Origin of the sequence: Nocardiopsis sp. MT53, assembly GCF_019598965.1 — a bacterium.
Classification (GTDB): Bacteria; Actinomycetota; Actinomycetes; order Streptosporangiales; family Streptosporangiaceae; genus Nocardiopsis; species Nocardiopsis changdeensis.
On record NZ_CP080599.1, the window covers coordinates 6,862,068 to 6,885,641 of the forward strand.

A 23,574-nucleotide genomic window follows, 5' to 3' on the forward strand; every position below is an offset into this window, starting at 1 on the left:
CGGTCGGGGTGGGCTGCACCGGCCGGGGCCGCGAAAGGAGAACGACCGCCGGTCCGGGGCGGTCGCTGCGAGAGATACGCGAAACGTGGGCGCCGCCTAGGAGCGGCGCCACCACTGGGCCTGAACGGAGGTGTTTCGCATGGGGCAGAGTGTAGCGGGCGCGCGGACCGCTGGGGAGGCCTTCGGGGAAATCCGCCGGAACGCGTCGCGGGCGGCGGAGCGCGGGTGGCACGCCCGGGGTCGGCGTGCTATGGTGAGGGGCTCTGCCCGATGAATACCTGACATCAGTCTTGATATCAACGCTGATCTTACCACGAGGAGACCAGTGAGTCAATCCGCTCCCGAAGCCCGGTCGCCCGAACGGGAGGCCCTGGCCGCCGAGCAGGCCCGGGTCACCGCGATGTACGAGCGGCTGGACGAACTGCGCGCCCGCACCGAGCTGCGGCTCTCCGACGCCCAGCTGCAGGACCGCAGCGGGTTCGCCGCCCTGGTGGAGCGCGAGACCCGCACCTTCGAGCACGCCCGGGAGCGCGCCCGCCTGGGAGCGGTCGAGGAGGGCCTGTGCTTCGGCCGGATCGACCTCGTGCACGACGACGGCCCCGAGGCCCGCTACATCGGGCGGATCGGCCTGCGCGACGCCGACTACGAGACCATCCTCGTGGACTGGCGGGCCCCGGCCGCCCGCCCCTTCTACGCCGCCACCCCCGGCGACCCGAACGGGGTGACCCGCCGCCGCCACCTGCGGGTGCGCCGCCGCCGGGTGACCGGGCTGGACGACGAGGTGTTCGACCTCGACGGGCTCGGCGACGCCGACCGCCGCCAGCTCGTCGGCGAGGCCGCCCTGCTGGCCGCGCTGGGCGGCGGCCGCACCGGGCGCATGGGCGACATCGTCGCCACCATCCAGACCGAGCAGGACCGGGTGATCCGGGCCCGGCTCGACGGCGTGCTCGTGGTCCAGGGCGGTCCCGGGACCGGCAAGACCGTCGCCGCCCTGCACCGCGCCGCCTACCTGCTCTACACCCACCGCGACGTCCTGGAGCGGCGCGGCGTCCTGGTGGTGGGGCCCAACCCGGCGTTCCTGCGCTACATCGGCGACGTCCTGCCCTCCCTGGGCGAGACCGACGCGGTCCTGCGCACGGTCGGCGACCTTTTCCCCGGGGTCTCCGCGACCCGGCACGACCCCTACCGGGTCGCCGCCCTCAAGGGCGACACCCGCGTCACCGCCCTGGTCCGCGCCGCGGTCCGGGACCGCCAGCGCACCCCGCGCGAGGCGTTCGGCTCCGACGACCTCCTGGTGGAGGCCGACGCCGGGGTGCTGACCGTGCCCGGGGAGGCCTGCGAGCGCATCGTGCGCACCGCGCGCGGCCTGCGCCTGGGGCACAACGTCGCCCGCAAGTACGCCGTCAACGCGCTGCTGGCCGAGCTCGCCCGCGCCGAGGCCGCGCTGCTGGGGCGCGCGCTGCCGGAGGAGGACGTGCGCTACGTCGGCGAGCGTCTGTGGGCCGAGGACCCGGTGCGCGACGCCCTGGACGCGCTGTGGCCGCTCCTGTCCCCGCGGCGGCTGCTGCGGGAGCTGTTCGCCGACGCCGAGGCGCTGGCCCGGGTGGGCGGGCAGGCCGGGTACTCCCCCGCCGAGGCCGCCCTGCTGCACCGGCCCGCGGACGGGGGCGCCGCGGACTGGACCGTCGAGGACGTGCCGCTGCTCGACGAGGCCGCCGAGCTGCTGGGCCGCGACGACTCCGGCCGCCGGGCCCGGGAGCGCCGCGCCGCCGCCGAGCGCGCCGAGGAGGAGCGCTACGCCCAGGGCGTGCTGGAGTTCACCGGCCTGTTCGAGGACGGGATGATGAGCGCCGCCGACCTGGCCGAGCGGCACCGCGACCGCGGCCCCGGCCTCACCACGGCCGAACGCGCCGGCGGCGACCGCGAGTGGACCTACGGGCACGTCATCGTCGACGAGGCCCAGGAGCTGTCGCCGATGGCCTGGCGCACGGTGATGCGCCGGGTGCCCACCCGCTCCCTCACCGTCGTGGGCGACCTCGCCCAGACCGGCAGCGCCGCGGGCGCCGCCTCCTGGACCGGTGTCCTGGAGCCGTACGCCCCGGGCAAGGTGCACGTGGAGCGGCTGCGGGTGAACTACCGCACGCCCGCGCCGATCATGGCCGTGGCCGCCGACGTGCTGCGCGCCGCCGCGCCGGACGAGGAGCCCCTGGAGTCGGTGCGCGAGGACGGCGCCCCGCCGCGCGCCGTACCGCTGCCCGCCGGCCTCGCGGGCCTGGCCGGCCTGGTGGCGGCCGAGCGCGCGGAGATCGGCGAGGGCAAGGTCGCGGTGATCACGGCCGACGCGCGTATCGGGGCGGTGCGGGCCGCCCTGCCCGGGGCCGCCGGGGCCCGGGACCTGGAGCACGACGTGGTGGCGCTGACCGCCACCGAGTCCAAGGGGCTGGAGTTCGACGCCGTGGTGGTCGTGGACCCCGACGCCCTGCTGGCGGCACCGCGCGGTGCCAACGACCTGTACGTCGCCCTGACCCGCGCCACCCGCCGCCTCGCCGTCGCGCACACCGGCCCGCTGCCGCCCGTGCTCTCCCGGCTCGCCTCCTGACGCGGCCGCGGTGCCGCGGTGCCACGGTGCGATGGCACCGCGGCGCCGTGGCGGCACGGCAGCGTGACGCGGTGGCACCGTGGCGGCGCGGAGCCGCCGGACGGGTCTACCAGCCCGCCCCGGGCGCCAGCTCGCGGACCTGCGGTCGGGCCGCGTCCCAGACCGTGGTGAACCACGCCGAGAACGGCTCCGCGGCGCGCAGGCGCTCCAGCTCCGCGGGGCCCACCGCGAGGACCTCCTCGACCTCGTCGGGGTCGGGGTCGGCCGGCAGGTCCAGGCGCCCCACGAAGAGGTGGTTGAACTCGTGCTCCACCAGGCCCGACGCCGGGTCGGGGTGGCGGTAGGCCACCGTCCCCGCCTCGCGCAGCAGGGCGGGCGCCACCCCCAGCTCCTCGCCCACCCGGCGCAGCGCCGCGATCAGCGGCCGTTCCTGCGGGTAGGGGTGGCCGCAGCAGGTGTTGGTGAGCACCCCCGGCGAGTGGTACTTGCCGCGGGCGCGCCGCTGCAGCAGCAGGCGGCCCTCCCCGTCCACGAGGAAGACGGAGAACGCCCGGTGCAGGACGCCCGGCGCGCGGTGGGCCGACAGCTTCTCCGCGATGCCGGTGGTGACCCCGTTCTCGTCCACCAGCTCCAGCAGGATCGGTTCCTGCCCGGGTGCCGGGGCGGGGCGCTCGGGCGCCGCGGTGCTCGTACTCGTGCTCAGGGAGTGGGACATCGCCGTCCTCGGGTTCGGTGCGGATGCGGGGGACCGTGCCCGCCTGAGGCGGGCACGGCGTGCGCCGGGGTCCGGGGCGCGGTCTCCCCGGGGCGGACCGGGCCGCTCCGGGAAGCACGGCGTCCGGGCCGGGGGCGGCGGCCCCGCGGCCCGGAGGCCTCAGATGCGGTCGGCCGCGATGAGCAGGTAGTGGAAGCTGCGCTCGCGGTAGGCCGTCAGGAAGGGCTCCTCGACGCCCGTGGCGACGGAGGAGCGCTGCCGCAGCTCCCAGTAGGGGATGGTGGCGTCGGTCAGGTCCACCACGGAGATGGGGACCAGCCCGTTGGCCGCCATGGCCTTGAAGTAGTGGCTGCGCGGGTGGATGTTGCAGGTGTAGTGCTCGTCGATGCGGCTGACCGCCTTGGAGCGGCCGCCGGTCACGTCGTTGTAGCAGCCCGTGATGGTCACGTAGCGGCCGCCGTGCCTGAGCAGGCGGGCGTGCTCGGCGAAGAGCTCGAACAGGTCCACGTACATGGTGGACTCGTTGTTCCAGCTGGCGCTGAGCGAGCCGGTCTCGAAGCCGGTGTCGAGCATGTTGCGGAAGTGGAAGCTCACCTTGTCGTCCACCCCGCGCTCGCGGGCCTGGGCGTTGGCGAAGTCCACCTGCTTCTGGGAGATGCTGATCCCGTCCACGCTGCAGCCGAACCGGGCGTTGGCCATGAAGCTCGTCCCGCCGCGCCCGGACCCGGTGTCCATGATCCGGTCCTGGGGGCCGAGCGGGCCCAGGTGGTCCAGCAGCAGGTCGGCCTGGGCCGTCTCCAGGCGGTGCATCTCCTCGATGATGCGCCGGTCCCGGGTCTCCTCCGGGCCCTCCAGGACGGAGGGGTCGTAGTCCCCCACCCCGTAGTGGTGGTGGAAGAGGCCGTCGACCTCGCCGAGGCGGATGTTGACCGGGTCCTGCTCGGCGTTCCAGTAGGCGGCCACCGACTCCTGGTAGGCGGTGCGCAGGACCTTCTCCGAGGGTGCGGCCGAAGGCGCGGGCATGGTGTCGGTCATCGGGAGGGAACTCCTTGTCGTCGTGATGGTGCGGGGCGGCGCCCCGCGGGCACGCGGAAAGCGCGCGTGCCGGAAGGGTGTGCGTTGCGTTCGGGGGCCCGTGCCGGCCGTCAGGCCTGGACGGTCTCGGCGGGCCGGTGGTAGCGGGCGCTGCTGGCGTGCCATTCGCGGCTGCCGCCCATCCAGGCCCACAGGCCCCACAGGAACCGGCCGAGCTCGGGCGGGCCGGTGGCGGCCAGGGCGGCGGCCTCCGCCTCGAAGGTGTGCATGAGCTCATCGTGGATCTCGACGGTGCGCACCATCGCCTCGCGGGCCGTGCAGCCGTCCTCGGTCTCGATGAGCCGGGGCAGGCTGAAGTCGTCGACGTCCTCCTTGCCCATGGAGTAGAGGTCGTTGACGATGACGCTGGCCGATCCGGCCAGGGTCAACGCCCGCCGGACCTCGGGGCGGCCGAACTGCTCGGCGGGCAGCTCGTAGCCGGCCACCGGGTCGATGAGGGCCATGCAGGGCACGAAGCTGTTCTCGTGCCGGTGCATGAGGAACTCCCACACCGGCGGGCGCTGCCCGCTGGTGTACCAGACGCCCTCCTGGTTGTAGGCGACGAACATGATGGCCAGCTCGTGCCGGAGCCTGCGCACCTGCTGCCAGGTGGCGTACCGGGCCAGGTTGTCGATGCTGGAGCGCAGCGCCACCGCGACCGGGTCGGCCTGTACCACCCGCTCCAGGACGGGCGCGTAGCGGCGCGGCAGGTGGGCCTGGTCGATCACCGAGTGGGCGATGGCCAGGCGCTGCCCGAGCAGGTCGTGCCGGGCCTCCTCGACCTCCCCGTCCACGTAGTGGTCGTCCACCGACCACTCGGCCAGGGCGCACTTGGCTGCGGCCAGCAGGCGGTCGGGGTCGTCGGTCTCGGGGTGGGCGAGCATGATGAGCCGCCCGAACCCGGCGGCCCGCACCCGGTCGAGCTGGCCGGGGTAGACGCCGACCTCCTCGGCCCACTCAACGAGCCGGTCGTCCACCTCGTCGCCCAGCGCCGGGTCGTCGCGCACCGCCGGGGGGCAGTACAGGACCGGCACGGGGTCGGCCTCCCCGCCCGCCACCCGGGTCCCGGGGTCGGCGGGGGTCGCGGGGACCGCGGGAGCGGAGGCGACCGCGCCGGAGGACCCCGCCGGGCGCAGGCCCGGCGGGTGGACCGGCAGGGACGGGGTTCCGACTCCGGCCCCCGGGCCCGCCGGGGCGGGGGCCCGCACCGGCAGCTCGGCCGGACCGGGGCGCCGGGGATCGCGCAGCACCGCGTCCACCAGCGCCGCGATCTCGGACGCGGCGGGAGCAGCGAACAGCCTGGACAGCGAGGACACCGTGTCACCCCTCCTTCGTCGGTGTCGTCCGCGGCGGTGCCGGTGGGCCCGGCACCGCCGCCGATCGTGTCGGCGATGCGTCAGGCACGCGGCCTGACCTCGATGTTCTCCAGGATCCCGACGGCGTCGGGCACCAGGATCGCGGCCGAGTAGTAGGTGCTGACCAGGTAGGAGATGACGGCCTTGTCATCGATCCCCATGAACCGCGCGCTGAGCCCCGGCTCCACCTCGTCGGGCAGCCCGGTCTGGTGCAGGCCGATGACGCCCTCGTTGTCCTCGCCGGTGCGCACCGCGATGATCGAGGAGGTCCGGTGCTCGGTGACGGGGATCTTGCCGCAGGGCAGCAGCGGGATACCGCGCCAGGCAGGCACCCGGTTGCCGTTGATCTCGGCGGTATCCAGGGACAGGCCGCGCTTGTTGCACTCCTTGGCGAACGCCGCGATCGCCTTGGGGTGCGCGTACAGGAACTGGGTGTTGCGCCGCATGGTGATGAGGTCGTCCAGGTCGTCCGGGGTGGGCGGACCGTCCTGGGCCTGGATGCGCTGGCCGAAGTCGGCGTTGCGGAGCAGGCCGAAGTCCTCGTTGTTGACCAGCTCGTGCTCCTGGCGCTCGCGCAGCGCCTCGATGGTCAGGCGGAGCTGGTGCTCGGTCTGGTTCATCGGCTTGTTGTAGAGGTCGGCGACCCGGCTGTGGATGCGCAGGACCGTCTGGGCGACGCTGAGCTCGTACTCGCGGGGCTTGAGCTCGTAGTCGACGAAGGTCTGCGGCAGCTCGAACTCGCCGTCGTGGCCCGAGGCCAGCTCGATCTCGGCCTCGCCGTACTTGTTCTGGCGCTGCTCCGGCAGGGCCCCGAACATCTGCACGTGGAAGCTCAGCGCCTCGGAGCGGTCCACCGCCTCGGCGAAGTCGCGGCGGGTGAGCGAGAGCAGCACGCCGGCGGTGTCGGCCCGGTAGGTGGAGTCCCACACCGGGTCCTCCGCCACCAGGTGGGACTCGCCGAACTGCTCGCCGTCGGCGAGCACGCCCAGGCGGTCGGCGCTGCCGTAGCGGCCGGTGGCGATGCGGCTGATCCGGCCGTGCACGATGAGGTACAGGCGGTCCACCGGGTCGCCCTCGGAGACCAGGACCTGGCCGGGCTCGAACTCCTGCTGCTCGAAGCGGCCGGCGAGGTCGGTGAGCACCTCCTCGTCCTCGAAGCCGCGCAGCAGCGCCAGCTCGCCGAGTTCGCGGGGGATCACCTGGACCTGCGAGCCGGTCTGCTGGAACTCGATGCGGCCGTCGCCCACGGTGTAGGTCAGTCGGCGGTTGACCCGGTAGACGCCGCCCTCGGTCTGCACCCAGGGCAGGGTCTTGAGCACCCAGCGGGAGCTCTTGCCCTGCATCTGCGGGGCGGATTTGGTGGTGGTGGCCAGATTCCGCGCGGCGGCGGTGCTCAGGCTCTTCTGCTGACCGCTACGCACCTCGGGGGCTTCGGTCGACATCGGCCGTCTCTCTCCTGTGTCGTGTGAGGGTCCCCGTTCCGCACCCGCTGAAAGGGACCCCGGAACAAGGTGGGAAAAGGTTCGATTCGGTCGCCGGACGCGGACCGGAAGCGGCATGCGAATGCGTCCCCCGACCGCGAAAGCGCTGCCCACGCTAGAGGCGCCGCCACCGGCCCCGCAAGCGAACGGGGAATTTTCCCGACGAACCGCGATCAGCGGTGATCCGATAACACAAAAGTACGAAGTCCCTTAAAAGAAACCCCGGACTTTATTTCCGTGACCCATGTCTCACGCACATGGGAAGATCGCGACATAAAGCCGCGATCCGCCACTCCCACAAAAGCCGCAAGGAACACCAATGCCGCATTACCGGCCGCGGCGCGACGCCCACCCGAGGGGTTCCCGGTCACCCCCGCTCCCCCGTTTCCGGCCCGGCCCCGGTGACGGATGGGACCCCCGTCAACGGACGGCGGCCCGCCCGGCGGGGGTCGCCGGGCGGGCCGCGGGTCACGGGGCGGGGGCGTCAGGTCGCGCCGATGGCCCCGCACTCCTCCTCGCCCATGTCGCGAGCGGACTCCAGGTCGTAGGGGTCGTCCTCGATCCAGCCCTCGGGGCGCTCGCCCTCGGGCATCTCGTCGGAGTAGGCGGGCGTGAAGGTGTACTCGTCCCACACGCAGTGCACCGGGCCGGCCGAGCGCCACCAGTTCGGCCAGGCCTCCCAGCGGCCGCCGACGTCGTAGAAGGACACCTCCCCGTAGTGCGAGGTGACCAGGCGCACCGACACCTCCTCGCCCGGCCGGGCGACGGGGTGGACGACGGTGTACTCGGTGCGCACCGCCAGGTACGGCATCCCGTACTGGTCCTCGGCGGTCTCCGCCCACATCCGGCCGTCCACCTTGACCACGTCGCCGATGGGCTCGGCGGTCCCGGGCGTGAGGTGGAAGAGCAGGGAGCGGCTGTCGAGCGCGGGGTCCTCGTGCCCGTGGTACTTCTCGTACCAGTCCATCGCCTGCCCGCTCAGCAGGGACCGGAAGCGCATGTCGTCACCGCCGAAGACGGATTCCCGGTCCAGGTAGACCGCCTCCAGCAGCTCGCCGGTGGTGTCGTAGGCCTCCTGGACCCGGTCGGCGGGGTACTCGCCGATCGCGGCCGCCTCGGGGACGGTGAACCCCTCCCCGTACTCCTCGGCCTCGGTGCCGCCGAACGGGTCGTCGCGGTCGACCTGGTCATGGGTGATCGGGACACCGGTCACGTCCCGGACGACGTCGTTGAGGAGGTTCTCGGCGGGGGCGCATCCGGTCAGGGCCGTCGCCGCGACCACCGCCGCGCACAGCGCCGCGCGCGGATTCCGGGTCAGGGGTTTCAGGGACACGGGGGATCCTGTCTTCACTTGTCGGGGGATATACGAACTTCGCCCAGTTTTACCCCACTCCCACGACACTCCCCCAGCCCCACCCGCCCCATGCCCACCACCGTCGAGAGGCCGGGGCCCCACCCCGCCCCGGGGCTCCCGGCCGGGGCCGGAAAATCCCTTTCCCCCGTTCCGGAAGGCGGGGTACGTTCGCCCGGTGAACACTCGGAAACGCAACGGCACCGTATTGAGGCTCGACTCGGCGGCGTGCGGCCCGGTGCCGATGGCGGCCCCGAAGCGCCGCGCCGTCACCGGCCGCTGCGCCCGGCCCGGCTGCTCGTGCTCGGGCTGGTGCGCCCGGTTCGCCGCGGTCCGCGGACGCCCCGGCACCGGTCCTGGCCGCACCGGCCGGTCCGCCGCCCGGCGGGGCGCACGCTCCCCCGCCCTGCTCCACCGCACCACGACCGGCCGCTCCCGCCACGCCTGACCGCCCCCCACCCGCCCGGGACGGCGCCCGCGGACTCCGCCGGGCGCCGGTCCGGGGCGGCAGGCCGGCAGGGCCGCCCGGAGCGCCGGCTCATACCAGTTCGGCCGCCACGGTCTCGGGTTCGGCCAGGCACCGCCAGGCGGGCACCCGTACCGTCCGCATCCCCGAGACGGCGGCGAAGAGCCCGACGCGGTCCACCGTTCGCTCCAGGGCCCGCCCCGGGATGGACGAACCCGTGGTGTCCGGCGCCGCCCCGTCGAGTACGACGGCCGTGTCCCCGTCCGGCCCGGGCACCACCAGGTCGCACGGGTACCCTCCGGCGCGGTGCCCGACCCGGGGATCCCGCCCCCGCGCCAGGAGCGCCTCGAAGAGCAGGACGCCCGCCGCGTCCAGCCCGGTCTCCTCGGCCGGGCCTCCGGCGGAGGCGAGGTCGGCGAGCAGGCCGCCCTTCTCCTCCCAGTAGCGCCGGTCGCCCACGATGTACAAGCGCGACCTGGCCCGTGTCGCCGCGACGTTCCACAGGTTCTGCCGGCTCAGGGCCCACTGCCCGGCGTTCCGGTGCACCCCCGTGGCGGCCGTCGGCGAGATCACGACCACGTCCCGTTCCCCGCCCTGGAAACGGTGGGCCGTACCCACCCGGATCCTCTCGGCCGCCTGCTCGCCCAGGTTCTCCTCGAACCAGCGGACCTGTGCGGCGAAGGGTGACACCACACCGATGCCCGCGTCCGGGGGGAGGGTCCGCCAGAGTTCCCTCAGCAGTTCGAGCACCGCCTCCCCCTCCTTCCGGTTGAGGCACGAGCCGGCCCGGGGCCGCTCGCAGCTCCCCTGGACGTCGATCCATCGAACGGCCGGCTCCACGGGCGCGGCCAGGGACGCGGTGTCGGTGCGCACCGACAGGCGGCCTCCGTAGAACCGCCGGTTCACCGGGGCGATGATGTCGGGGTGGCAGCGGTAGTGCTCGTCCAGCCAGAGCACTTCCCCGCCCCCTTCGACGAGCGCGGACGCGGCGGCGTGGTAGGCCGAGGCACCGGTGAGGCCGAGCGACCGCTCCTCGAGGAGGGCGCGGTCGAGGCCGTGCACCGCCTGCAGGCGGCGGTCGTCCTCGGAGTCGAGCGGATCGACCGGCTGGAGCTGGTGGGGGTCCCCGATGACGAGGGCGCGCCGCGCCCGGTAGAGCAGGGGGACGAGGTCGGCCACGGTGCACTGGGTGGCCTCGTCCACCACGACGAGGTCGAACAGACCCGGATCCGGGGGGAAGACGCCGCGCACCGACCGGGACGTGACGGCCCACGCCCGCACCGTGCGCACCAGGGACCGCATGCCCTTCCAGGACTTCTGCTTCGACGCCAGGTCGCGCAGACGGCCCTCGATGACGCCTCGCCCCCGGTGGAGCGCCTCCGCCGTCCGGCCCAGCAGGTACTCCTCGGAGGCCTCGCGGCGCTCGGCCCTGATCCGGCGGATGCGGGCGGCCGTCTCCTCCGGGCTCGGCGCCGCGGCGGAGGAGGCCCGCAGGGCCCGCCACTCGTGTTCGACCTCCAGGAAGGACAGGACCGCGCCCAGCTCCGTCTCCGTACCGTCGATCCCCAGGAGGCGGCGGGTCCGCCACCGGTGCCACCAGCCGGTCCACCGGGCCTCCATCGCCGCCCCCACGCGGTGCCTCCAGCCGTGCAGGTCCGGCGAGTCCCCGAAGGACTCGGCGGCGACGGGCGGGGGCAGGCCCCCGAGCAGGCGCCGGCGCGTGCCGGCGATCAGGGCCGACCGCCGTTCGCGCCGCTCGGCCTCGGCCAACTCCTGCCGGGCCTGTCCGAGGGCCCGCTCGTGGACGGCCAGCCGGGCACCGGCGGTGGCGGCGTCGGCCTCCGGCCAGGAGGCGGCCAGCAGTGCGGTGAGGGCCTCGGGCTCGGCCGCCCTCCGCTCACGGTTGCCGGTGCGCACCATGAGGGCCGCCCCGCCGCCGATCCGGTTCACCCGGCCGGCCACCTCGTCGACGGCCGTGTTGTTGGTGGAGGCGACCAGGACCGACTGCCCCGCGGCGACGGCGGTGGTGACCACGGAGGTGATGAGTTCGCTCTTGCCCGTGCCGGGGGCGCCCGTCGCCACGGTGAGGGTGCGGTTCATCGCCGAGGCCAGGATGGCCTCCTGCGCCGAGTTCCCGTGGCCGGTCACCACGGCGGGGGCACGGGCACCGTGTTCGCGTGCGGCCTCCGCGGGCTCGGACAGCGCCCCCAGGGCCGTCCCGCGGATGGCGCCGGGCCTGATGCCGTTCCCGCCTTCGCGGTGGTCGAGGTCGCCGACGAGCTGTTTGACCGCCGTGGCGGCGGGATCCCCGCGGTAGAGCAGGGCGGCGTTGTAGGCCCCGCGCCGCGCCCCCGGGCGGAGGTCCAGGGCCCGCCGCAGCCCTCCGGCGGCCAGTCGGTCCACCATGGCCAGGCCCAGGCGCCCGCACACGGTGCGCGCCCTGTCCGACAGCGCGGTGACGCCGTCCCCGGGCCGGTCCGCCTCGAACCAGGCGAGCAGCTCCTCGATGTCCTCCTCGGCCACGGCCTCGGCGGAGAGCAGCAGTTCCCGGTTGAGCTCGGGCTCGCCGACCGGAACGAGGAACCGCCCCCCGGGCTCCTCCACCATCTCCACGTCCATGACGACGAGGGGGGCGGCCTTGGGCCGCCCGCCCCTCCGGCCCCGGCGCGCGGGGTCGAACAGCACCGCGGGGTAGCCGTAGCGCAGGGGACGCGACTCCTTGGCCGCCTCCCCGGCGAGGTCCCCGGCCCGGCCGGTCAGGGCCCACCGTTCCAGGGCCCGGCTGAGGAGGGCCTCCGATCCCATATCGCAGACCGCGATGTCCTGGCTCCCGGCATCGGGCAGCTGCTGGAGGAGGCTCTGGCGCAGCAGCCCGTCACGCAGGTAGTCGAGGTAGGGCGCCCACGACCATGTGCCCGGGGCCGACGCCGGAGCCGCCGGCTCCGTCCGGGTGCCGCGGCCGGAGGAGGCGTCCCGCACCCCCCTTCCCGCCCCCGCTCCGCGCGCCTCCGTGTCCGGAGCCGCCGCGCCGTCGGCGCGGCCGGGCAGACCCGTGGCCGTGGCGGCGCCGGTGTGCCGGGCCAGGATCAGTGATCCGCGCACCCCGAGCGAGGAGACCGTGACGCGCTGCCCGTCCACCTCGTCCACCTCCCGGTGGACGTGCTGGTAGAGGTCGACCGCGTCGATCCACCCGTCGCCGTCGGCGTCGGGGGCCGCCCCCGCCAGCCCCCGGATGACCGCGCTGGAGAAGGGGGAGGGGCGGACGCCCTGGCTGTTGTCCCCCTCGCGCGCCCGCTCCAAGGCTCCGGAGGCGGCGATGACGTAGATTCCGGCACCGTCGCTGAGCTGGCGTTCGAGGTCGAGCGGGTCTTCCTCCTCCGCACCGCGCGTGGCGAAACCGTCCGCGAAGGCGCCGCCGTAGCAGCAGTCCAGCAGGAGCACCCTGCTGCGCATCCTGGAGTCCTCCAGGAGCCGCTTGAGGACCTCCGACGAGATCGCCGTGGTCTCGAGCCGCTTGCGCCGCGTGTCCCGGAGCGCCAGGTGCAGGCGGCCCCGTTTGTCCTTCAGCCCGTGTCCGGAGAAGGAGATCAGGAGGAGGTCCCGGGGGCCGGCCTCGGCGAGGGCCGCCTCGAGGACCTCCATGGCCTCGTTCCGGACGGGGTCCAGGAGCGTCTGGATCCGGTCGTAGTGACCGTTGGCCCTGAGCACCCGCTCCAGGGAGAGGACGTCGGCGTGCGGCGAGCGCAGGTCGTCGAGTTCCTCGTAGCAGTTGACACCGATGAGGATGGCGGTGCGCTTCACGCTCCGGTGTCCTCCGCCTCCGCGCCCTCCCCTGCTTCCAGGGGTTCCCCGGCCTCCCGGGCCTCCAGAGGCTCCGGGGGTCCCCCGGGCCTGTCGGCCTCCCCGGCCGGCCGGGGCTCCCGGGCGCGCAGTGCCCGCACGTAGGTCTCGACTTCGGCGGGGTCCATCCGCCCCTGGACCGTCACCCTGTTCCCGTCGACCTCCACGGTGACCGACCTCTGCCCGCTCTGTTCGAGCCAGGTCCCGGCGAGCGAGACCAGAGAGGTGAGGACCGGTTTGAAGAGGACTCCGACGACCACCACCGCTCCCGCGACGGCGGCCGGGTCGGCGGACCGCGTTCCGGCGGAGGAATCCCCCTCCTCGGCCGGCCGGACCTCGTCCACGTCGAGGCGTTCCAGAAGGAGCACCAGGTCGCGGGTGTACCGGTCGGCCTCCTCCTCTGTGACGTCCTCTTGGAAACCGATGCTGACCAGCGACTCGTCCCGCGGCACCCGCGCACACTCCTCTTCGCCGAAAGGGACCGTTCTGTCACGGTCCGCGACCATTCCGGCACGCACGTTTTATCAGGTCAACGGAATATCTGTCGGTGGAATCGAGCAGGTGACCGCTTTCGGCCAACCGAATGGTGCGCACAAAGCGCTCCTGTCGCTCTCAGCGAGGCAGGACGCGACCGCGTCAACCGGCCGATTCCGTCCCTCTTCGGCTCTGCCGTACACGCCGGCTCCGAAGCGACCGCCGCACGCGGCGTCGGCCACGCTGCGTGACGAACCTAGCCGAGCCCTGCGGCGACGCCCAGAGGAAGAAGTCCGGATAGCGACAAAAACCCCAGGCGCCGCGAACCCCGGACTTCGCTCACGTCCCCGGTGCGACCCGCAGCACGATGAGGGCGTACTCGCGGCCCCGGTTCCCGGCCTCCCGCGGGTCGTCCCGGAGTTTCAGGCCCAGGGGTCGGCGTCCCGTCCCAGCCGGGGCAGCCGGACGGACACCCCGTCGGCCCGGCCCCTCCCGACCAGGAAGTCCATGCTGGCCGCCATGTCGTCGAAGAGCAGGGGCAGCGGCCGCAGCGGCCGGTGCAGCGGGCGCAGGAAGTCGTCCCAGTGGATCGGGACGACCCGCCGCGCCCCGAGCGCGGTCACCGTGTGCTCCCAGTACCGCTCGCGGAACTCCTCGTCCTGCCTGCCCAGGGCACCGATGCCCAGGTAGACGGTCTCCGCGCGGTACCCGTCGAGCGCCCCCGGCACGCTGTTGGCGCTGGCCTGGACGAGGAGACCGCGTCCGCCGTGGTGCACGTGCAGCGCGTAGCAGTCACCCGTCCTGTAGCCGGAGGCGCGCGCCGGGGTCCACAGGGGCGCCCGGACACTGCCCGGGGCCCGGTCCCCGGGACTGTGCGCCGCGGGCAGCGCGGTGAGCTCGAAGCCGCCCACCTCCACCGTCCGGCCCGTCACCACCTCCCGGAACCGGTGCCCGGGAAAGCCCTGGCCCAGCGCGATGTTCCGGGTCGAGGCCGAACCCATCAGGGTCGCCCCGGTCATGGCGGCCACCGTGGCCGAGTCCAGGGCGTGGTCGTAGTGGGAGTGGGCCACGAAGAGCGCGTCGACCCGGCCGACGCCGTACCGCCGCAGGCAGGCCCTGATCCGCGCCCGGTCGGGCGCGATCCCGCCCAGGGCCAAGCGCAGCGGGGAGGGGCGGCTGAAGAAGCCGTCGGTGAGGACGGCGTGCTCCCCGTCGTGGAGCAGCAGGGTGGACACCCCGAGGAACTTCACGCGCAGCGCTCCGGGCTCCGGCGGCGCCGGCTCCTGCCACAGGCCGTCCCAGGCGGCGAGGTCGGGGGCCGTCAACCCGTCGAGCACGGCGAACGGCCGGGACCGCCCGGTCACGCGGGCCACCGGACCGGAAGCCGGGTGCCCGCCGGACGGACACGGAGGTCCATGGGTCCTCCCTCGGGTCGGGGAACACGGTGGCGGGCCCTGGAGGCCCGGGGGTCTCAGGGTCCGCGCACCGTCGGCGGAACACCTTCGTGCGCACCGGCCGGGCGGCGTCGGGCCGTTCTCCCCCGAGCCCGCGACCGGTGGTCAGCGATACCGGTAGTGAGCGTAGACCCGGTTCACCTGGCCGGTCCAGAAGTCCAGCCGCTGGGCCGGGGAGGCGTTCGGGGTCAGCAGCCCCTTGTCCACGGCCAGGGCGTAGAAGCCCGGCCCCGGGTCGTTCCCGCCCTGGTAGAGGGTGATCGCCGAGATCATGGCGCCGACCTCGGGCAGGGTCCGGTCCACCGCCTCGCCGAGCAGCCGCCCCACCGCGGCCCGGTCGTCCGGCTGGGAGAAGTCCAGGGCCCGCTGTCCGGTCCGCACCACCAGGGCGCGGCTCAGCTCGGTGTAGGTGACGACCGCGCCCGCCCGCGCGCGCTCCTCCAGGAAGCCCACGGTCGCGGCGACCAGTTGCTCCCACTCGACAGCGGTCTTTCCGTACACGCTTCCTCCATCGCGTCGGCGCACTGCCGTGAACCGGCGGCCGGGGAGACCGCGCGGTGGCGCGAACCTATCCGAGCCCCGGGAACCGCTCCAGGGTCTTAGGTCCGGAACCCGGCGGGCCGCGGCGGGGCGCCGCGCTCACCGCGCCCCGGCCCCGCCCGCGCACCAGCGGCCGGTGTCCGGATGGGCGGCCGCGGCCACGGCACCGGCCGCCGTACCGGCGCTCACCAGGCCGAACACGATGGCGATCAACACCCAGTCCACCGGCCCTCCCAGGAAGAAGACCTGAACGATGATGCTCGCCCCGTGCACGGACGCCGCGATACCCGCCCCGATGACCATCCGCCTCCCGTTCTCCCCCCGCCGGGACAGCCGCCACGCCCCCAGGAAGAGAAGCGGCGCCTCGATGAGGCCCGCCACCAGGTTCACCACGATCGCCTCCGTCGGCGAACCGGGGAAGAGAAGGCCCACGACGGCCAGCACGACAACCTCTACGACTGGCCGAGCTCGTCCTGAGCGCGTGTTCCTACGAGCCCAGCGAGGACCGCGCAGTGCGCGCCGACTGCCTGATCTTGCGCATGTGGCAGGTTTTCGAGGACTTCGGCATCCGAGCCCTGTCCGACGCCTTGAGCGTCAGGGGAGGCCGGTGTCTGCCCCAAGATTCACGATCCCACTTGGACCACGAGAGAACAGCACGACTCGCCCAGGTCTCGTTTACGAGCTCTTGGGAGCCGACAGCGGCAGCCCCGCCGACGTGGTGGACGTCAAGTACAAGCGGGTCTAGGGTACAAGCGGGCATGTCGGCGACTGCCACCAAATGTTGGCTTACTGCACTCGGCTCGATCTCGTGAATGGCCGCCTGGTTTACGCAGCGAGTCCGAAAACCAAGGGCGGCCGACACCATCTCCACGGCGGCAGGGGGATCACCGGACACCAGCACGTCCTTGACCTTGGCACCAAGCCGGAGGCTCTCCTCGATCGGATCGACGCCATCGCCGACTCCATCCACCAAACGGCACTTCCAGCCCTGGGAAGCTTATGAAGAGCCCACCGAGTCCACGTGAATCCGAGCGACGTTCACCTTGACCCGGGACTCTACACCCGGGAAGCCTCTCTAACTCAAAGCTTGCCGTACCAGCGGAGAGTCGCAGGAAGAGCGGCCACATTCGGCCATCAACGCAGTACTTTATTCGAACTTGATTTCGACCTCCTTAAGCTTCCCGAGATCACTCCACGTCAGGGAGCCGTTCGAAAACCATCCCACCGCCACCTGCACGCGGTTTCCTGAGAAGAAACCTGAGACCTGGCCCCCTTGCCTCAAGGGAAGTGGTAGAAACAGCTTGACCAATCTCTGGAAAGGGTGAACATCTCTGAGCGAGACTCCCCTCCTTGCGGTGGCCCCAGAGGAAGACTCCGGCTCCCGTACTCTCAACCGCTATCGCTGGCAGTCACGTGTCGCCACCCGTGATCTCCTCGCCCTCCTCAGCCTGGATCTGACCGACCGGCAACACGGAGAAGTTTCACCCCATCGAGCGTTGATCAGCGAACGCCACGAGGATTGGGCACTATTCGACGGGGATCGATGGTGGCTGGTATCCGCCAAACACCTCGACAACGATCAGGGGGCGTGGACCTGGTCGACCCTGATGAGCGATGGCGGAATCCCTCATCTCTACCGGAACTACCGACGTCTCTCCGAAGCTCCTGGGTGCCGCATGGTGACCAACAATGCCATCCGAAGCATGCCGGAGACGCGGCTCCTTCGCGACCTGTGCCAGCTCGAAGACGGAGCCGACGCCACTCCTCGAAACGCACTGTCCCCCGAGGAGCGAGCCGGTTTGAACCTCACCTTGGCCCGGTACCTGTTGGTACACCACAAGGACGCCGGGCTGAGCGAAGAGGAGTCCCAGGGGCGCTCAAACCATGTGAACCACTGCGAACCGAATAACGATCTGATCGCCTCCTCTACACGCTTCCTGGATTCCCTGTTGTTGGACACGAACATCCCGGGCCGAAGGCACATCGTCGACGCAGGGCCACTGAGATTCGTCAGACCCGTGCTCCACCGGCTCGGACATCCTTCGACCGAGGCGGAGGCGGTCTGGGAGGCGCTCACCGGATTCGTGGAACAGAGCATGGAGGACCAGCTCCCCACAGAAGATGCAGGACTCACCGACCTGATCCGTTCCTTCAGCACACGGCCTCATGCTCTCGGACCAGAGGCCGTGGAGAAGCGCACCGTGACCACGGGTCAGGCTTTGACAGTGATCGAGCGGGCTCTGCGCAGGCCTCAGGTCTTTCTCGCACCGGGACTCCCCTTCGAACACAAGGTCTCCGTCAAAATGACCGTAGGCAAACTGGAGTCCAACGCCATTCAGCGGGCCGAAGACCGCATGGCCACATGGCGAAAAACCTGCGCAGCGGAGGTCGACGACTCACCGGGCAACCACGCCCAGCTCCAGGAGTTTGCAGACGAACTGGAAGACCGAGTCGATGATCTCCATGTCGAGCTGCGCAACGAAGGTGTGGGACAGGAGATGTTCGGCACCCGCCTATGGCACAGCGCCACACGGCTGCCACCCGAGAGCTTTCCACCCCTCCCCTTCCGACTGACCCGGACACTCCTCACCGGAGCGCTCGCCGATGCCTCCGATCAATGCCGCATCTGGTTCACACCGTTCCGGTTCAACGCCGACGCCATCCTGCTCGGATCCTCCACTCCCGTTTCCGATGCCCAGGACGAAGAAGGAAGCGAGTGACGTGAACCACCCTATTCCGACTCGGAACCGGGAGTACTTCCTCCGGGACCGGAACTACCACGAGATTCGGGTTCTCCTCCTCGTTCATTCGGTCTCCGAGGAAAATTCCGGGCCCGGATACGTAGATGGACTGGGGCAGTTGGCCAAACTCGACTTCCTGGTGCGCTATCCCCTATTCGCCAGTCAGGTCCTCGATGAACTCGACCCCACCGATCCCCGTCTCCACCGGGAGGAGGCCGATGTCCGGGCTGTGGAGGCCCCCATGCACAGGCACCGCTACGGCCCATGGGACGAGCGTTACTACACCGTGGTGGGTGCACTGCTCGGACGGACTCTGCTTCTCCGCGGCTCCGAAGGCCGGGCCCGCATGACCTTGCGGCCGAGCGCTCATGGCATAGAGGTGGCCCGGGCAGCGGCAGTCACGCCCGCATGGGCGGCGATCTCGGACCGCTGCCGCGCTGTGGCCGAAGCCGCCCGTGGCATGAACGGTAACCGTATCGCGGGACTGATCCAGGGCCGCTTGTCCCTGAACGAGGAACACGATTTCGGAGATTTGATCACGTGAGCATCCTGTTCCGGGTCGAAGCGCTCGAACTCCACACGGACAAGGAACGACATGACCGGCGAACCTTCCGGAAAGGCCTGAACCTTCTGATCGGCGACCCCGGAGCGGGCAAGAGCACGCTGATCGAGCTGATCCGCTTCGGCTTGGGAATGAAAGCCCAGCAGACCCCAGTGGTGGAACGCTCGGTGGAACGAGTCACCGTGGAGATCGTGGCTGGCGATCACCGGCTCGGCCTGGCACGTGCGGTACGCACTCCCGGAATCGTGGAAGTCGTCGACCTTGACTCCCAGGAAGCCCTCGGTGAGTACCCGGTCGTTCCCGACCAGGACGAGATCGGTATCGGCACAGCCTTGCTCCGATGGCTGGGGGTCCCTTCAGATATCGAGGTCACCGTGAACGGCCGACGTAAGGTAGTGACTTTCGAACATGTATGGGAGTACATGCACGTACCCCAGTTCGAGATCGATCACAGTATCGCCCGCCACGATGTCACCTCTCTGACCCCTCGACGCAAGCGCATCTTCGAATTGCTCTTCGGGCTTGTCGACGAACGCCTCACGACCCTGGAGGCAAAGGTCGATGAGACCAAGGGGAAGCGGCGTGATGCCGGCGCCCATCTCCAGGGTGTACAGGCTCTGGTCGAACGCGCAGCTCTCCCTGAACAGCACGACCTCATGAACGAGTTGTCCGAGGCGGAGCAGCATCGGCAACGACTTCTACGGACCGATGAGAGGCTGCGTTCCTCTCTCGGGGCCCGTGACGACCGAATCGTCGCACTGCGCGGACTACTCACGGCCACTCGCAATACGGTGGCCAGAACAGACGAAGCACTGCAACGCCTTGAACAGACACAACAGCAGCGCCGTACACGATCCGAGGAACTGGCAGCAGCCCTGGCGAGGCTGGATCGCGTCCGTACCGCAAACGTCCTTCTTGCCCCCATCGAGTTCAGCCAATGCCCGCGATGCCTCCAGGAGCTGGATGAACATCGTGCAGAGCCCGAAGCCTGTCGGCTATGCCTTCAGGACATTCCACAGCAGGAACCTCACCGCCCAAGAAGGACACCGCATGAGCGGTCCGGCGGCCCGGACCGGCTCCCGCTCGCCGTGCCAGGAGAGGCAACCGCCCAGGAGACCCAACTATCGGACCAGAGCGAGGAGATACGCCTGCTCCTAATCCAAGGAGAACAGGAACGCGCGACTCTTCAAAGTTACCGCAGCGACCTCTTGGAGGAACTCCGCGAACTGGAGGCGGAGCTGGACCTTCTCACCTCGCGCCTGGGTTTCCCCGGCTCCGAGGAACTCGCCCGGGTCGCAGAACAGCTCGCAGGGGCGACGGCGGAGGTCGAACGGATCAACCTCCTGCTCTCCACTGCCGAACACGCGGCGAGCTTCGCCACCGCGTACGAAGTGGCTGTTGAAGCGTGGACGGACGCCAAAGAGGAACTGAGCCGACACCAGGAGTACCTCGAGTCCACGTCCAGTACGCTGTTCTCCAGCCTGACAGAGATCTACAGTGCGCTGCTGCTGGATAGCTTTACGGCTCCCAACGTGCGGGAGGCGCTCATCTACTCGCGGGATTTCCTCCCCTACATCGACGGGAAGAAATTCGACACCGTGAGCATCAGCGGGGGCAACCGGGTCCCCTTCATCGTGGGGTACTGGTTGGCGCTGCAGTCGGTCGCGTTGAGCAGTCCTCAGTACCCCTTCCCCGGTTTTCTCATCCTGGACAGCCCACAGAAATCCCTGGGCCCGCTCCAGGAGCTGAGTACAAAGATGTACCGGCAGATCCAGGCCATGGCCGCAGAACGGGAGGAAACGTTCCAGATCTTCGTGCTCGACACGGACTTGCCCAGAGATTTCACGCCCTCCCGGGAACCGATACAGCTCACTTACCGGAACCCGGGTATCCGGTCGATCAGACATCCGGGGCCCGGAGCCGTCCATACGGTCGAGGGCGAACCCGTCGAGGAGCCCGGCATCGAGTAGGCCGCCTCGCTCAAGGCGACGGAAAAGTGTTGTGCGGCCGCACACCAGGCGCAGCCGCACAGGTCCTTCGGAACCGGGCTCAGCACTCGGTGTGGAGCGGACCGAGCAGTCGGTGAAAGGTCCCCCATCAGGGACTTCAGCAAGGTCGGTGGAGGAGGCGCCCCAGTAGGAGCCGGTGGCCTCACCAAACCAGACGGCCAAGTGCGGGTGCCGGACTTGGAGGGCGGCGGCGCGGCGGTGCTCGCGCAGGTACTCGGCGTGGTGGCCGCCCAGCAGGGGAGGTTCCGAGCGCGGAGCCAGCGACCGGACTGGTGCTCGCAGGCCTGGCAGTGCGGGCCTCGGGTTCCGGGTCGCCGGGCTAGGGGGCGAGCGGGGTCCGGGGGCGCGAGACAGGATGCGTCATCGACTTCGAGCACCGGGATGGACAGTACCGGGTACTGCGCCACGGGGAGCCCGCACGCCACCTCAGTGAGGGCGAGAAGACCGCGATCGCCCTGCTCTGCTTCCTGCAGAGCCTGGAGGAGCGGGGCAGGGAGCTGTCCTCGACCGTCGTCGTGGTGGACGACCCGGTGTCCAGCCTGGCCGACGAACTCACGTACGGCGTCTACTCCACCCTGACCACCAGGCTGGACCCCGAGGAGGGAAGTGCCGTCAGCTCTTCGCCCTCACCTACAGCACGGCGTTCCTGCGTCACTGGAGCAAGGACCTCAAGCACCAGGACACCTCCAGCACCCTGCACCTAATGAAGTCACGACGGACCGCCGAAGGGCGCCGGTCCCCGGAACTGGTCCCGATGGACCCCAAGGGTCCCAAAGCTGTCCTGCTAGAAACCGAATATCTGTTCCTGTTCCACACCGTTGCCGACACACTGCTGCGGGCACTGAACGAGCCCTCCGTGGAGGCGGACCTCGCACTGACCACATCGTCCCCTAACCAGGCGCGCAAGATCATGGAGCTTTTCCTCCAGTTCAAGTCGCCCAAGCAGGGCATCAACCTGGCCAATGCCGTCGAAGTCGCCCTCAAGGACCACCCCGCACTGGCCGCGCGCATCGTCCGGTTCGTCCACAGTGGTTCCCACCGCTCCGCGGATCCGAACTCTGTCCCTCTCGCGGATCCCACAGTCCGTGAGACGTCGCCGCAGTGTTCATGCGCAGGGTGGACAAGACCCATTTCGAGGGCACCTGCCATCGCCTGGGCTCACTGACCGGATGGACCAGATCTCGTCCCCGTGAGAACCGGGGAGCCCAATTCGCCGAGGCGCACACGCTCCTGCCGTTGGGCAGCCCCGGGAAGGTCCAGGACCTCCAAGGGCCGTCGTACATCTTCGACCTTCTCACCGACCTCCGCATCGGAGCCTGACCCGGCCGCCCAAGAGACCGGCGCGCCCCGCAGCGGGCGATGCGGCGAACGAGTCCCGATGACAGGATCACCGTGGCGCCTCTGTTTCTCCGGCAAGCCGACACCGAGGCCGGGCACCACAGAAAGGGAGCGCAGGGGTCACCGACGAACGAGACCTGATCGGGTACGACGAACCCCGTGTCTTGGGCGAGGTCTTCCCCGACCGGAACACCGTCGGCCCTGGCCACCTAAGGTGCTCCACATGCGGGACCGTCCTGGCCGCCGACCGGTTGACCATCATCAAGCACCACCACGCGCGGTGTACGAAAGCGCAGCTGCGGATCTACTGCCCCGACCATGCCTCCCGCGCCCAGGAACGCGTCGGAGGCGGTGCGCCCGGATCTGCACCCGACCGCCGAACAGATCACAGCCGGCCGATGACCCCCTGATCGACACGACATACGACCACCGACATTCCCGTGGGTAAGGCCCCTGAGGCCCACAACGACACCCTGCGCCTCTACCACCGGACGCTCTGGATCAGGGAACTTCCGGACGGAACGTGCTTCGATCTCGCCGATGGGAGTCGGCGGGTTATCCCATTTACGAGTCGGACCAAGGCGGCTTCTGGCTCAGCAGCGACACCGTCGTCTCCATGTTCCCGCACAAGACCCGGGCCGTCGTCACGGAGCTCGATGACGGGAAGTTCAAGACGTTCTGGAACCTGGGCTACACGGTCGGCGGGGTGATGATCTGGCCGGGCAACAGGGCCGGGAACAAGCAGACGATCAGCAGCGCCCGCGGCTTCCCTCCCCGGCTCTCCGACCGGTTCGACCTCACCGTCGAGTGCGTCCGCCGCCGCTACACGGGCGGGCGGAGCCCACTCGGCGACGTCCTCATCCGGCACGCCGAGTTCTTCGCCTTGTTCGAGACCTTCCAGGGGCTCATCGACCACTTCCTCCTCCGCGACCTGCGCAAGGGGGACCGGATCAGGTTCGCGATGCCGTTCGACGACTCCGCCCTGCCGTCAGTGCCACAGGACCTGGCGACCTACCCGCGATAGGACTCCCCGGGAACATCGGGGGTTGACCGGAAACTCTTCCCTCCTCGGAGGTCGGACCTGGTGACCGGATCCTTGGGGGCGCTCAGCCGGCCCGTCGTTCTCGGGCCGGGGCCGCGGTCCGCGGCCCCGGCGGGTTCCCGGTCATAGGACCGCGAAGACGACGCCGACCATGGCGATCAGTGCGGTCATCGTGGCGAGGAACGTGGTGAAGGACGCGCGCAGCGCGGCCGACCACGACTTCTTCTCCTCTCGGGTGAGCAGCATGGCGATCACGGCGAACAGCAGCGCCAGACAGGCGGCGATGGCCATGCAAATGAGAACCGCGGCGAGCTTGACAGGCATGTGTCTGCGACCTCTGTTCATTTGTGAGTTACGGAGAGCGACGAACTGGGGGTGTGGTGCGGCGCACCCGAGCGGGCCACAGCACGGGCGGGTTCTACGTCTACAACGGTACCAATCAGCTGCAGCACGCACAACTATTTACCGCACTCAATAGATGCATTATCCTGAACAAGGCCGACCGGATACCTCTCCCGCCATCGGGAGAGCCG

General features: G+C 70.8%; 19 protein-coding genes. 8 read left to right on the top strand and 11 right to left on the bottom strand.

The genetic code is table 11. From position 1 onward, the window contains the following. Nucleotides 1-325: 325 nt before the first annotated feature. On the top strand, nt 326-2,599 hold the full coding sequence (locus tag K1J57_RS30640; protein WP_255646725.1) for an ATP-binding domain-containing protein: 2,274 nt from the start codon (nt 326-328) through the stop codon (nt 2,597-2,599). Between the two features lie 106 nt (nt 2,600-2,705). On the opposite strand, the gene idi is transcribed toward K1J57_RS30640, so the two are convergent. From idi to K1J57_RS30665, 5 genes are all read right to left on the bottom strand, one after another. Further along, on the bottom strand, nt 2,706-3,314 hold the full coding sequence (idi, locus tag K1J57_RS30645) for an isopentenyl-diphosphate Delta-isomerase (RefSeq protein WP_220562157.1): 609 nt from the start codon (nt 3,312-3,314) through the stop codon (nt 2,706-2,708). Nucleotides 3,315-3,473: 159 nt separating this feature from the next. Then, nucleotides 3,474-4,349: a geranyl diphosphate 2-C-methyltransferase gene (locus K1J57_RS30650; protein ID WP_220562158.1), complete on the bottom strand. Its 876-nt coding sequence runs from the start codon at nt 4,347-4,349 to the stop codon at nt 3,474-3,476. Nucleotides 4,350-4,459: 110 nt separating this feature from the next. Further along, nucleotides 4,460-5,704 carry a family 2 encapsulin nanocompartment cargo protein terpene cyclase gene (locus tag K1J57_RS30655; RefSeq protein WP_220562159.1) on the bottom strand — a complete coding sequence of 415 codons (1,245 nt, stop codon included), beginning with the start codon at nt 5,702-5,704 and terminating at the stop codon, nt 4,460-4,462. 80 nt (nt 5,705-5,784) lie between these two features. Further along, entirely contained in the window at nt 5,785-7,185 is a 1,401-nt protein-coding gene (locus K1J57_RS30660; RefSeq protein ID WP_220562160.1) for a family 2B encapsulin nanocompartment shell protein, read from the bottom strand. A gap of 523 nt (nt 7,186-7,708) precedes the next feature. Next, nucleotides 7,709-8,557 (bottom strand): hypothetical protein, encoded by an 849-nt coding sequence (locus K1J57_RS30665; RefSeq protein WP_255646726.1) that lies wholly within the window; start codon nt 8,555-8,557, stop codon nt 7,709-7,711. 196 nt (nt 8,558-8,753) lie between these two features. Here K1J57_RS30665 and K1J57_RS30670 point away from each other — a divergent pair, with 196 nt between their 5' ends. Beyond that, entirely contained in the window at nt 8,754-9,023 is a 270-nt protein-coding gene (locus tag K1J57_RS30670; protein WP_220562161.1) for a hypothetical protein, read from the top strand. A gap of 90 nt (nt 9,024-9,113) precedes the next feature. On the opposite strand, the gene K1J57_RS30675 is transcribed toward K1J57_RS30670, so the two are convergent. The 5 genes from K1J57_RS30675 to K1J57_RS30695 form a co-directional block, all read right to left on the bottom strand. Next, the gene (locus K1J57_RS30675) at nt 9,114-12,842 is read right to left on the bottom strand and encodes an AAA domain-containing protein (protein ID WP_220562162.1); all 3,729 of its coding nucleotides are present in this window, start codon (nt 12,840-12,842) and stop codon (nt 9,114-9,116) included. Then, the gene (locus tag K1J57_RS30680; RefSeq protein ID WP_220562163.1) at nt 12,839-13,333 is read right to left on the bottom strand and encodes a hypothetical protein; all 495 of its coding nucleotides are present in this window, start codon (nt 13,331-13,333) and stop codon (nt 12,839-12,841) included. The genes K1J57_RS30675 and K1J57_RS30680 overlap by 4 nt, the downstream gene beginning before the upstream one ends. Nucleotides 13,334-13,777: 444 nt before the next feature. After that, the gene (locus K1J57_RS30685) at nt 13,778-14,719 is read right to left on the bottom strand and encodes an MBL fold metallo-hydrolase (protein WP_255646727.1); all 942 of its coding nucleotides are present in this window, start codon (nt 14,717-14,719) and stop codon (nt 13,778-13,780) included. Nucleotides 14,720-14,914: 195 nt separating this feature from the next. Continuing rightward, complete coding sequence (locus K1J57_RS30690) at nt 14,915-15,310, bottom strand: hypothetical protein (RefSeq protein ID WP_220562164.1); 396 nt, start codon at nt 15,308-15,310, stop codon at nt 14,915-14,917. Between the two features lie 138 nt (nt 15,311-15,448). Beyond that, complete coding sequence (locus K1J57_RS30695) at nt 15,449-15,793, bottom strand: hypothetical protein (protein WP_220562165.1); 345 nt, start codon at nt 15,791-15,793, stop codon at nt 15,449-15,451. Nucleotides 15,794-16,704: 911 nt separating this feature from the next. On the opposite strand from K1J57_RS30695, the gene K1J57_RS30700 reads away from it, so the two are divergent. The 6 genes from K1J57_RS30700 to K1J57_RS30725 all read left to right on the top strand — a co-directional run bounded on the left by K1J57_RS30700 (nt 16,705) and on the right by K1J57_RS30725 (nt 23,023). Next, nucleotides 16,705-18,069 (top strand): hypothetical protein, encoded by a 1,365-nt coding sequence (locus K1J57_RS30700; RefSeq protein ID WP_220562166.1) that lies wholly within the window; start codon nt 16,705-16,707, stop codon nt 18,067-18,069. A 139-nt stretch (nt 18,070-18,208) separates the two neighbouring features. Then, nucleotides 18,209-18,634 (top strand): hypothetical protein, encoded by a 426-nt coding sequence (locus K1J57_RS30705; protein ID WP_220562167.1) that lies wholly within the window; start codon nt 18,209-18,211, stop codon nt 18,632-18,634. Further along, complete coding sequence (locus tag K1J57_RS30710; protein WP_220562168.1) at nt 18,631-20,622, top strand: ATP-binding protein; 1,992 nt, start codon at nt 18,631-18,633, stop codon at nt 20,620-20,622. Before K1J57_RS30705 ends, K1J57_RS30710 begins: the two co-directional genes overlap by 4 nt. A gap of 437 nt (nt 20,623-21,059) precedes the next feature. After that, nucleotides 21,060-21,365 carry an AAA family ATPase gene (locus K1J57_RS34220; RefSeq protein WP_370634696.1) on the top strand — a complete coding sequence of 102 codons (306 nt, stop codon included), beginning with the start codon at nt 21,060-21,062 and terminating at the stop codon, nt 21,363-21,365. Beyond that, the gene (locus K1J57_RS30720; RefSeq protein ID WP_220565905.1) at nt 21,308-21,826 is read left to right on the top strand and encodes an AAA family ATPase; all 519 of its coding nucleotides are present in this window, start codon (nt 21,308-21,310) and stop codon (nt 21,824-21,826) included. Before K1J57_RS34220 ends, K1J57_RS30720 begins: the two co-directional genes overlap by 58 nt. 789 nt (nt 21,827-22,615) lie before the next feature. Continuing rightward, nucleotides 22,616-23,023: a hypothetical protein gene (locus K1J57_RS30725; protein WP_220562169.1), complete on the top strand. Its 408-nt coding sequence runs from the start codon at nt 22,616-22,618 to the stop codon at nt 23,021-23,023. Between the two features lie 141 nt (nt 23,024-23,164). Here K1J57_RS30725 and K1J57_RS30730 read toward each other — a convergent pair whose 3' ends face one another. Beyond that, nucleotides 23,165-23,332, bottom strand: coding sequence for a hypothetical protein (locus tag K1J57_RS30730; protein ID WP_220562170.1), 168 nt, complete (start codon nt 23,330-23,332; stop codon nt 23,165-23,167). Nucleotides 23,333-23,574 lie beyond the last annotated feature (242 nt).

Coding starts and splice junctions, on each gene's coding strand:
- idi (WP_220562157.1), bottom strand. CDS start 3,314: ATGTCCCACTCCCTGAGCACGAGTACGAGCACCGCGGCGCCCGAGCGC.
- K1J57_RS30650 (WP_220562158.1), bottom strand. CDS start 4,349: ATGACCGACACCATGCCCGCGCCTTCGGCCGCACCCTCGGAGAAGGTC.
- K1J57_RS30660 (WP_220562160.1), bottom strand. CDS start 7,185: ATGTCGACCGAAGCCCCCGAGGTGCGTAGCGGTCAGCAGAAGAGCCTG.
- K1J57_RS30725 (WP_220562169.1), top strand. CDS start 22,616: ATGTTCCCGCACAAGACCCGGGCCGTCGTCACGGAGCTCGATGACGGG.
- K1J57_RS30730 (WP_220562170.1), bottom strand. CDS start 23,332: ATGGCCATCGCCGCCTGTCTGGCGCTGCTGTTCGCCGTGATCGCCATG.